At 31.5% G+C, this 10,599-nt stretch carries 11 protein-coding genes; 2 read left to right on the top strand and 9 right to left on the bottom strand.

All coding sequences use genetic code 11. From position 1 onward, the window contains the following. Window positions 1–11 precede the first annotated feature (11 nt). Together B0E44_RS08315 and B0E44_RS08320 are read left to right on the top strand one after the other, a co-directional pair. Entirely contained in the window at window positions 12–1,934 is a 1,923-nt protein-coding gene (locus B0E44_RS08315) for a tetratricopeptide repeat-containing sensor histidine kinase (RefSeq protein WP_077372892.1), read from the top strand. Between the two features lie 50 nt (window positions 1,935–1,984). Next, window positions 1,985–2,380, top strand: a complete 396-nt coding sequence (locus tag B0E44_RS08320; RefSeq protein ID WP_077372895.1) for a hypothetical protein — start codon at window positions 1,985–1,987, stop codon at window positions 2,378–2,380. 37 nt (window positions 2,381–2,417) lie between these two features. Here the strand turns inward: B0E44_RS08320 and B0E44_RS08325 are convergent, their stop codons facing one another. The 9 genes from B0E44_RS08325 to B0E44_RS18780 form a co-directional block, all read right to left on the bottom strand. Continuing rightward, window positions 2,418–3,017, bottom strand: coding sequence for a GNAT family N-acetyltransferase (locus B0E44_RS08325; RefSeq protein ID WP_077372898.1), 600 nt, complete (start codon window positions 3,015–3,017; stop codon window positions 2,418–2,420). A gap of 117 nt (window positions 3,018–3,134) precedes the next feature. Next, complete coding sequence (locus tag B0E44_RS08330) at window positions 3,135–3,491, bottom strand: hypothetical protein (RefSeq protein WP_077372901.1); 357 nt, start codon at window positions 3,489–3,491, stop codon at window positions 3,135–3,137. Between the two features lie 61 nt (window positions 3,492–3,552). Next, window positions 3,553–4,731: an AIR synthase related protein gene (locus B0E44_RS08335; protein ID WP_077372904.1), complete on the bottom strand. Its 1,179-nt coding sequence runs from the start codon at window positions 4,729–4,731 to the stop codon at window positions 3,553–3,555. Between the two features lie 147 nt (window positions 4,732–4,878). Next, on the bottom strand, window positions 4,879–5,775 hold the full coding sequence (locus tag B0E44_RS08340) for an OmpA family protein (RefSeq protein WP_077372907.1): 897 nt from the start codon (window positions 5,773–5,775) through the stop codon (window positions 4,879–4,881). A 144-nt stretch (window positions 5,776–5,919) separates the two neighbouring features. Beyond that, window positions 5,920–7,413 (bottom strand): carboxypeptidase regulatory-like domain-containing protein, encoded by a 1,494-nt coding sequence (locus B0E44_RS08345; RefSeq protein ID WP_254423268.1) that lies wholly within the window; start codon window positions 7,411–7,413, stop codon window positions 5,920–5,922. Between the two features lie 72 nt (window positions 7,414–7,485). Next, the gene (locus tag B0E44_RS08350; RefSeq protein WP_077372910.1) at window positions 7,486–8,862 is read right to left on the bottom strand and encodes a CsgG/HfaB family protein; all 1,377 of its coding nucleotides are present in this window, start codon (window positions 8,860–8,862) and stop codon (window positions 7,486–7,488) included. A 49-nt stretch (window positions 8,863–8,911) separates the two neighbouring features. Next, the gene (locus B0E44_RS08355) at window positions 8,912–9,319 is read right to left on the bottom strand and encodes a curli production assembly/transport component CsgF (RefSeq protein WP_077372913.1); all 408 of its coding nucleotides are present in this window, start codon (window positions 9,317–9,319) and stop codon (window positions 8,912–8,914) included. A 50-nt stretch (window positions 9,320–9,369) separates the two neighbouring features. Further along, the gene (locus tag B0E44_RS08360) at window positions 9,370–10,104 is read right to left on the bottom strand and encodes a CsgE family curli-type amyloid fiber assembly protein (RefSeq protein ID WP_077372916.1); all 735 of its coding nucleotides are present in this window, start codon (window positions 10,102–10,104) and stop codon (window positions 9,370–9,372) included. A gap of 3 nt (window positions 10,105–10,107) precedes the next feature. Next, window positions 10,108–10,599 (bottom strand): hypothetical protein (locus B0E44_RS18780; protein ID WP_217341300.1); only part of this gene is annotated, 492 nt, incomplete at its 5' end.

Here is a 10,599-nt window from a genome sequence, read left to right on the forward strand (position 1 = left end):
ATACCCGCTTAATGATTCGAAAAATTACTCTTTTATTACTTTTTTTTATCTTTTCGATAGTTCAAGTACAAGCTCAAAATCCTATTTACAAGACTATTGACTCATTAAAAACAGCATTAAAACAAACAAAAGTCGACTCAGAAAAAGCAGTTTTACTAACAAAACTTTCCTCTTATTCGGAATATATCGGACCGGATGAAGCAATAAATTATGCGAAAAAGGCACTCTATTATGCCCAAAAAACAAATAATGAAAAGCAAATTGGTGATACCTATGGAAATTTAGGAACTGCTTATGAAATAAAATCAGACTATGCACATTCTTTGAAAAACCTTTATAAAGCACTAGCAATCTATGAAAGTTTGAATGATATCAAAAGTTTGACTACTGTTTACAATAACATTGGATTGATTTATATTGACCTCAAAAATTATAAGCAAGGACTTGTTTTTTATAATAAAGCACTAGATTTAAGCTATAAATTCAAAAAAGAAAGAAACATTTCGTTGCTTTTGAATAACATTGGTGATGTCTATTTGCAACAAAAAGAATATTCTAAAGCATTAAACAACTTTTATAAAGCATTAATAATAAACAAAAAACTGGACGACACGGAAGGAATTGGTTTAAATCTTTCGAATATTGGCATTTGTTACATCAACTTGAAGAATTATGAAAAAGGGATTGAAATTCTAAAAAAGTCTATAGCAACTTATAATGATGATACAAACTTTTATAATAATTACAATACTCTTGATCTTGGGAGAGCCTATTACTTAATGTCTTTGGATGATCGATATAAAAAAGACCAAAAAATACTTATCGATAAGTCTATTTCATTACTAAAAAAAACTTTGCAAATTTTTGAGAGATACAAATCTTTAAAAGACATCCAAGAAACTTATTTCTATCTTTCAAAAGCATATAAACTAAATGATAATTATGAGTTAGCATTATATTCCTTTGAAAAATATTCCAGAATTAAAGACTCTATATTTTCGAAAGAAAGTGAGAAAAAATTATCTAATCTCGAATTTCAAAGAGAAATAGATTTAAGAGATAAACAAATCGAAATTCAAACACTTAGAATAAATACCGATTCACGAAAAGTATATTTTCTAATTACAATAGTCGCAGCTGTTGCTGCTTTATTGTGCTTATTCTTGTTTCTTTATAATTCTAAAAGAAAAAATAATCTCTTGCTCAAAGAAAAGAACATATTAATTTCGAATATAAACTCTCAAAAAGATAAGTTTTATTCCATAATAGCTCACGATTTAAGGGGGCCATTCAATGGATTTTTGGGCTTAACAGAGTTAATGGCTGAGGATATCGATACAATGTCTAATGAGGAAATAAAATTTGCTGCGGTTAACATGAGAAGTTCCGCCAAAAACCTTTTTACCCTTTTGGAAAATTTATTAGAGTGGTCGCGTATGGAACAAGATTTAATTCCATTTGTTCCAAAAGAATATGCTTTAAAATCAATTCTGTTAGATAGTATTATCACATTACAAGATATTGCAGACAAGAAAGGTATAAGTATCACTACTGCAATTTCATATTCAAAAACTATTTTTGTAGATAAAAATATGTTTCAAGCGATTATTCGTAATATTGTAATGAATGCTATTAAATTTACCCCAAAAAAAGGATCAATTTACATTCAAGAGATTGAAGATGTTGATAATATTATCATTACTGTTAGAGACACAGGAATAGGAATGAATCCAAAAATGATTGAAGACTTATTCAAATTGGATGCGAATAACAACCGAGCAGGAACTGAGGACGAGCCTAGTACAGGGTTGGGATTAATTTTATGTAAAGAATTTATTGAAAAGCACAAAGGCAGAATATGGGTTGAAAGTGAAGAAGGCAAAGGAAGCCTATTTTACATTAAATTCCCCAACAAAAATTCCAAATTTATTTAATTTGTATTATTTCAAATTAAGCATATAACAAATATAAAGCTCTGAAAACCATGTTCAAAAAAACAATTGTATTCCTGATACTTTTTACAGCCCTATCATCATGTACTTCAAATAAAGATACCACACCTGCTAATGTCAATGGTTTATGGACAGATGTAAATACGAGCGATTTTAAGAATTGCTATGTTATAATTGCACAAGACGGAAATAAAATTGTTATGAGTCATTATCTCGAATTTAAAGGTTCAAAAATGGTTGAATACGGTATTGGAGAAATAAAAGATAATACCGTTTCTTATGATGCTGTTGTCACAAAAGCCATCCCAGGTTGGGCAACCAAAGGAAAACATCATCTTACACTAAACAAACAAAGAGATACTTTAAGAGGATTCTATGAAGATGAGCAAGGAAATAAAGGACCAATTGTCTTCGCAAAATTAAAATAAACAAAGAGTATCAGATATTTTTATTCAAATAAAACGATTACAATTTTGATTTCAAGTTTTCTTTGACTGCATCAAACCATTCGTTTTTAAGGATACTTAGCACAATACTATCTCTGCGGACTTCGCTATTTGCTGTTGGCATATGGCTTCGCAAAACCCCTTCAACTTTGCACCCAATACTTTTCATGGCAGCTATGCTTCGTTGATTATTATTGTCCGCTCTGAGTTCAACGCGTTCCATTCCTAATGTTTCGAATGCATATTGAAGTAGAAGATACTTGCAGTGTTTATTGAGTCCGGTTCCCCTAAAATCTTTTCCATACCAAGTGTAACCCAATTGTAAGGTTTTGAATCCAATATTGATGTCATAAAAACGCGTACTCCCCGCATATTTTCCAGTATTTTTATCCAGAATAATAAAAGGAAACTCCGTTTTGCTCTCTTTAGCTTTAAGGGCTAATTGAATATAATTTTCTAGGTTTTCTTTTCCGTTGGCACGAACTAGTGAATACTCCCAAGTTTCCGGTTCATTGATTGAAATGTCTAATAAGTTCTCGACATCGGTAGCTTGCAATGGGCGAAGCAAAACCATTTCATCTTCGAGTATTATATCTTGAGTGAATTGAGATGTAATCATTTATTTTTTCTAATTTATAAAAAAAGACAAATCACGGCGCTACTCTAATATTTGCAGATTGCTTCGTCAATTTTCAATTGCTAACACGAAATAAAACAAAAAATAGCTTCTAAAATACTATTCACTCATTTCGTCATAACGCTCTGGTACTTGGGGGTCATAAAGCGGACACTTGAATTCAGCCATAGTATCTACAAGTAAATTCATGATTTTGCCTTCGGTGCCGTAACAATCTATTTTTATGCTTTGTGAAGTTGTTTTTATTTGAAAAGCGCCTTTACCACTTGGGTTTTTCCAGCTGTCTTCATCAACTTTTTCCCATTTTGAAAAAACAGTGTGAAATCTATTTAGGATTACGTCAACCGGAAGTGTTTCTAGACCTTCCACAAATAGCTGTTCATCTATTGCCTCATACACTTCGTGATGATTTAAATAAACGCCTTCCAAGTATTTCCAGAATATTAATTCGTACATTTTAAAAAAATTAAAAGATTGAATATTTAAACGACTCAACAACTAAACGATTTAACGATTTCTAATACTCAAAAGTACCGTATTCACTGATAATTGTTAGTTTTTTGGATTCTGAAGATTCAACTCTACCCACGATTTGGGCATCAACATTGAACGATTTTGAGATGGCGATAATATCCTCTGCGATAGCTTCCGGCACATAAATTTCCATGCGATGTCCACAATTGAAAACTTGATACATTTCTTTCCAATCGGTTTTGGATTGCTCTTGTATCAATTGAAATAAAGGTGGAACTGGGAATAAATTATCTTTTATAATATGCAGATTTTGTACAAAATGCAAAATTTTTGTTTGTGCTCCGCCACTGCAATGTACCATTCCGTGTACATCCTGAGATGTATATTTGTCTAAAATTTTCTTGATGATTGGAGCATAAGTTCTAGTTGGAGAAAGCACCAATTGACCAGCATCTATTGGAGAATTTTCAACAGCGTCGGTCAATTTTACCTGTCCAGAATAAATCAATTCATTTGGAACTGCGGCATCAAAACTTTCAGGGTATTTGTTTGCTAAATATTTTTCAAAAACATCATGGCGAGCAGAGGTTAGTCCGTTACTTCCCATTCCTCCGTTATAGCCTTTTTCATAAGTGGCTTGACCGAAAGAAGCCAGTCCAACGATAACGTCACCTGCTTTTATATTTGCATTATCAATTACTTTCGAGCGTTTCATTCTAGCCGTTACAGTAGAATCTACGATGATGGTTCTTACTAAATCACCAACATCTGCAGTTTCTCCTCCAGTTGAGTGAATAGTAACTCCAAAAGAATCCAACTCTTTTATCAATTCTTCAGTTCCATTGATAATGGCCGATAAAACTTCGCCAGGAATTACATTTTTATTTCTTCCAATGGTTGAAGAAAGTAGAATATTATCGGTGGCACCTACACACAATAAGTCGTCAATATTCATGATTAAGGCATCTTGAGCGATTCCTTTCCAAACCGAAATATCTCCGGTTTCTTTCCAATACATATAGGCTAATGAGGATTTTGTTCCCGCACCATCTGCATGCATTATTAAGCAATAGTCTTCGTCCTGCGTTAAATAATCAGGAACAATTTTGCAAAATGCTTGAGGGAATAAACCTTTGTCAATATTTTTAATCGCGTTATGCACATCTTCCTTGGATGCCGAAACACCACGTTGCGCATATCTTTTTGAAGTATCTGAACTCATTTTTTAGTTGTGTGTATGTTGGGCAAAGATAATTTTAATGTAACAATTATACAATTAAATTTCAATAGCAATATTAACTGCAATTTCAACTACAAAGGTGTTGACAATAGCAATTTTAAATTCTAAAAAATCTAATTTATAGAAACTCTAAATCTCCTTCCAATTGGCAATAATTTCAATTTCTACTCGACGATTTGCTTCCCTCTCTGCTTCTGTTTTTTCTGGTAAAGCATATAATGGTTTTGAACTGCCGAATCCAATAAAGGTCATTCTACTTTTGTCAACACCATTATATTCCAAAAATTTGCAAATGGCTTTAGCTCTTTGAGTACTTAAATCCCGAATGTCTTTTTTGACACAACAAATATGACCTTGAATTTGTATTTTTAAATCGGGACAGCTTTGCATTACCGTCAGTAATTCGAACATTACCGATCTGGATTGTGGCATTATCGCAAAAGTATCAACAAAAAAATTCATGCTTTCCAATTTTAGCTTTTCACCAACATTGGCAAGACTAACTTTTTTCATAAAGACGGTATCAATTTTGATATTAACTGTAGAACCATCTGGATTTTCATAAACATAAACATCAGGAAATTTAATTTTTGGTTTTTTCTTTTCTAATACAACTTCTTGCTTTTTGGCTATTATTTTTTCTTCATTTGGAAAATCTTTTGGCAAAATATAATACAAAGTTACTTTCCTGTTTTCAGCTTTTATCGGAGAAGAAGTGTGTAGTTCTCCAAAATTTCTTGTTTTGAAATCCTCTCTGATCTTTACTTTATTCTTTATGGTATTGAACACGTAATCGATTCTTTTTTTTGCTAAAGTATCATTATAGCCAACAGATCCTTCTTCATCACAAAAACCATAGACTCCAACAACTTTGACATCTTTATTTACATTTAACCATTTATTCAGTTTTAATAACTCTTCTTTTTGCAAAACAAACTTGTTGCTTTCAAAAAAAAATGAAACTTGTTCCTGAGCGAAAACACATGAAAACGAAAAGATAAATAGTAGGGTGATGAAAAACTTCATAATTGGGGAGATTTATTGTTCAAATTTACGATAAAACTTAAGCCGTAATCTCATAAAAAAGAAAAACGTCTAAACTTTTCCTTAAATTAAAAGAAAAATTTAAACGTTTTTCAACCTTTATATTTTTAGAATTCTACAGCATCTTTATTTCCACTCTGGCATTGAACCACCTGAGAACAATAATGTTCTAGCATTGCTTCCAGTACCAGTATTTGTGACCGATGCTTTATAAACATTTTTAACTGATATTCCATCATTGGAAGTATTTGTAAAAATAACTTCGGCTTCATTTGGTGAAAATTTTACATCCAAATCATTAAACCCATTTGTTTTACTGCTAGTCAATTCTGTTATCGTATTTGCAGCCTTATCATAAATAAAAATTCTTGAATCAAACCTTCTATAAGTTGAATTTTCATTTCCAGAAACATCCCTGGTAAATACAATTTTTTGCATATCAAAGGACATATTCAAACCACTAACAGCTCCAGTAATTCCTGATAATACACTGTACAGCACCTGACCATTCCATTTGATTACATAAATTTCGACATTATATCCCGAGATGTCATTTACTTTGAGAACAATTTCTCTTCCATCATTACTCCAATCACATTCCGAAATAAATTTCCCATTTGGAGTTTTGAACATTTCAATCAAACCTCCTCCATCAATATTAATTCGGTAAAGTTTATCAAAATTCGGGTAAATAATCTGGCTTCCATTGGTACTCCAACAAAAATTGATATTCTCCATATTGAATCCGGCAATAGGGGTTGTATTTGTTATTTTTTTTACGTTTGATCCATCAAGATCCATCATATAAATTTGATTTTGAGATCCATCTGAACTGATATATGCAATTTTATTAGATTGTAAATTCTTCCTTGGTCTGTAGCTATTAACTGATGACGGGGTCAATTGCAATTCATTGCCGGCTTCATCAGCAGTAAAAATCACATTATTGCTATTCACCTTTTTGATATATAAAAATCTTGGATTAGGGAAAGGCAAAGTAGTAAAAGAACTAACCAAACTATTAACTGGCGTATTAATTCCGTCTGAAGAAGCAACTTGCCAATAATATTTGGTACTGTATTTTAAATCTTTCAAGTCTAAACTTCTTGTTTTTAAATCTTTATAAGTTGTAATTTCATCTGTAGTCCCGTTTTTAACAGTAACAACATATGTCAAGGAATCTTTATCAATATCAGTTGCCGTCCAAGTCAATTGTAGATTTATAGCCTGATTTTTGGCAAGATCGGCCGGTGCAGTTAATACGGGAACGTCGGGAGGTCTATTATCGGCAGTAGAAACTTTCAACTCAAAAATAATTTGAGTGGTTTCATTCAAATCTACATTTGCTGCTTCAAACTTTGCAATGTATTTATCTTTTCTTGCTTCAAATGTATATTTTCCTGTTGCTATTCCCTCAAAAGTGAAATACCCATCTTTATCCGTAAAATAGGTATCTGTAGAGGGATTTGAAGAAACCTTTGCATTTTCAATTGGCGCAAAAGTAACGGCATCAACAACTCTACCTTTTACAGTACCAGTTCCGCCATCTGTTATCTTTTCTTCAGAACATGAAAATAAGATAATCAAGCACATTAAAATTCCGATTCTAAACTTTTCCATTTGTAGGTTTTTTTATAAATAACTTATATTTTTATTTGCAAAATCAATGCATACAAATCCTAGTACTGACTTTTATTTAACTGCTTTTTTACCAAATCGTTGGGGTAAATAATAACTTAAGCCTAGTCCAAAACAATAAAAATAATCGTCTCTTGCTCCAGCATCAATGTAATCGAGTTTATCTGAAAAACTCATATTAAACTCACTATAAACTTTAATTCCAAAATTATTTGACACTAAATACTCTAAACCTAAACCCCCTTGAATTTTGGTTTGTATATTTTCGTACGCTCTATTAAAATAAGTACCAGTTCCCACATAAACAAAAGGACTAAAGGCATCATACGGAAGAATCATAAAATCTAAATTTATATCTATAGAGCCATAACCAACATCTAGTCTATCTTTATTTCCAACTCGAAAAACACTAAAAGAACCACTTATGTCAAAATAGGGAGTAAAAAAATATCTCATTCCAGCTTTCACCATTGGTTTAGGTGTTGGATTTGCATAATCTCCATCAATATATGCTGCACCTCCAGCTAAATCAAATCCGACCTTACCTCTTTTTTCATTTCTATCTCTACCATAAAGCAATGCCAAATCAGCTTCTTCTTTTTCTTTGGCATAGTTATCCAAAAATGCTTTAACTTCATCATTTGTAGCCTTTACATCCCAAATTTTATCTTTAATTCCGTCTACAACCAAGCCTTCGACAGCTTTTTCAATTGCTTCGGTAACTGCAAGTTGAATAGGCTCGTTACGAGTATATCCGGTTTCAACTTCCAAGAGTCGGTTTAGGTTTACATATCGAAACAAACTAGCATCAACACTTTGTGACAGTATCGTTTTTGACACATAAACAGTATTTAGAATTTTACCATTTGAGGTTGAAACTAATCTTAAATAAATAGAAATTCTATCTTGTCGATATTGGGTTGAAGCGCCCGCGCCAAAATATCTTGCTCCATATCCACCAGTTATAATATTGGAGTCATAGGAAATAATTCCGCCTTCTAGTAAAACGCCAGCAAACAATAATGGGGTCAAGGGAGCGTCCTTGGTATTAGAATCGGTTGCATATTCTTGTCTAGTCGAACGAATAATATTTCTTTCGTTCAAAAGATTGCTAAGATTTTCTCTTTCAATGGGAACGAACCATTTAGAGTCTTGAAGTGCTTTAATTAATATAGAAGTAGCCCCTTGTGTAACTGCAGTACTAAAAGTACTTCCTATTTCTGTAGGCTTATATTGACCTGTTTGATCCTTGAATTTGTAAACTCCAACTACGACCTGTTCTTTAGGTAAAGGTAAATTTCTCAAATTTACTGTTGCTGGTGTATTTTCCCCAAATACAGCCTTTTGAACTCCAACAGGCTGATTAAAGTACGCACCGCATCCCGAAAAAAGAAGCGCAAGTAGAAACGTAATTATTATTTTCCGATTCATGAATAAGGTTATTTAATAAAGTTGAGGCAAAATCTTTTTTTTTTTAATATTAACTACCTGGAACAATTACTTGAGTTTGTTCTCCTGTTTCTATATCCAATATATCAACTACTAAACCTAGATTTGAGGGGAAAACATCAACCGATAATGTTCCGAAATTATAGGTTCCTTCTGATATCCCATTACCACCAAATTGATCTTCAAACAACGAATTAGAAATTTTATTCAACAATTGATTATTTAAATTTTCCTTAAATCTCTCCAATTGACTAGGTTGCTTGAATCCGCTAGTTTGATCTTCTTTAAAATCATTTTGTGCATCGGCTGAACTAAGTAACATCTGATAACCAAAAGTATCACCTCCAAAATTTGGATTCATAGGTTTATACACTAGTGCTTGTGCATTTACATTGAAAAAAAAACCAAGCATGCAAATTAAAACTAGATATGATTTCATTACTTTTTTGATTAAATTATTAAAACAATTATTTATAATTTACTTAATTATTAATATCTTATTATGTCCTTATTTTGTTTTTCAATATTTTTAAAATATTTAAAAACATTATTCGAAACTGTTTCTGCCATATACTTCATAAAATCTTCATCGGGTCTTGAAATGAATTCATTAATTAACTCTCCATCTACTGAAACAATAATTTTGGTTGTTCTTCCAAAAGTCAATTCTTCTTGAACTGAAACAATTTTATTGGATTTAATCTTTAATTTAGAATATTCTTTATAAAACAGTTCATAGAAATCATTACCTAATTTCGTCTTGGTATCATTCGATATAATGCTCATCATTTCCAACCCGTCATTTGGTTTTGCTTCACCAACATTTGACTCATCATCAACTCCCATTTCTATTCGATCTTTTCCAATTATCACATTATTTTCATCGTATATGATCAGCAATAGAATTATTTGATCGTCCTTTCCTTCATTTATTTGAGTTTTGGATAAAACAACTTTTTGTTGGGGATCCAAAATAACTCTTCCATCTTGAGCATTTTTAGAACTATTTGAATTGCTTTTATTCTTTTTAAAAACTGTCAGTTTGTAAGAAATGCTTTTATATTCTGATTTTAAATTTTCAACTGTACCTCTTACAGATAGCATATTTTCAACTTTTTCAACTTCAATCTTTGCTTTTACTTCTTTATAAACAGCTTGGGATTGTATTTTTTGGAAACTAAAAAATACACATAAACAAATCCATTTTAGCACAAAGTCTTTCATATTCTAGCGATTATAAATATACACAGTACCTGAATTTCCAGTTTGATTGATTTGTAAATTCTTGGAAATGGAATTGGAGCCAGTACTATAAATGGTCAAATTATTCCCATATTGATTGAATGTCGTATTTACTGGCTCATCTGAATAAACTGAAAAATCACTAATGAAATTATTATTCCCTGTTTGGTTTATATTTTCGTTTACCATGTATGCATTTCTGTAAACATTAGCAAAATTGTTGTCTCCATTTTGGTTTACCTGCACTTCAGCCACATTACTTTTTACATAAATACTCGAATAATTATAATTCCCGATTTGCTGGATTTGAACCAAATTATTGTTTTGAAGGTATTGATTAGTGCTTTGTGAATTTTCAATATTTATTTTATTATTTCTAATTAATAGTTCTTTTGCCATTAATGTAGATACATCGTCAGAAGTATTAAGTAATTCTTCCTGTGCCATTAGTAAACTTGGAAAAATAAGAGATAATAC

It is taken from the genome of Flavobacterium sp. A45, assembly GCF_002001005.1.
GTDB lineage: Bacteria > Bacteroidota > Bacteroidia > Flavobacteriales > Flavobacteriaceae > Flavobacterium.

Excerpts from the sequence above, each read along its gene's own strand:
- B0E44_RS08315 (WP_077372892.1), top strand. The coding sequence starts at position 12 with ATGATTCGAAAAATTACTCTTTTATTACTTTTTTTTATCTTTTCGATA.
- B0E44_RS08320 (WP_077372895.1), top strand. The coding sequence starts at position 1,985 with ATGTTCAAAAAAACAATTGTATTCCTGATACTTTTTACAGCCCTATCA.
- B0E44_RS08325 (WP_077372898.1), bottom strand. The coding sequence starts at position 3,017 with ATGATTACATCTCAATTCACTCAAGATATAATACTCGAAGATGAAATG.
- B0E44_RS08330 (WP_077372901.1), bottom strand. The coding sequence starts at position 3,491 with ATGTACGAATTAATATTCTGGAAATACTTGGAAGGCGTTTATTTAAAT.
- B0E44_RS08335 (WP_077372904.1), bottom strand. The coding sequence starts at position 4,731 with ATGAGTTCAGATACTTCAAAAAGATATGCGCAACGTGGTGTTTCGGCA.
- B0E44_RS08340 (WP_077372907.1), bottom strand. The coding sequence starts at position 5,775 with ATGAAGTTTTTCATCACCCTACTATTTATCTTTTCGTTTTCATGTGTT.
- B0E44_RS08345 (WP_254423268.1), bottom strand. The coding sequence starts at position 7,413 with ATGGAAAAGTTTAGAATCGGAATTTTAATGTGCTTGATTATCTTATTT.
- B0E44_RS08350 (WP_077372910.1), bottom strand. The coding sequence starts at position 8,862 with ATGAATCGGAAAATAATAATTACGTTTCTACTTGCGCTTCTTTTTTCG.
- B0E44_RS08355 (WP_077372913.1), bottom strand. The coding sequence starts at position 9,319 with ATGAAATCATATCTAGTTTTAATTTGCATGCTTGGTTTTTTTTTCAAT.
- B0E44_RS08360 (WP_077372916.1), bottom strand. The coding sequence starts at position 10,104 with ATGAAAGACTTTGTGCTAAAATGGATTTGTTTATGTGTATTTTTTAGT.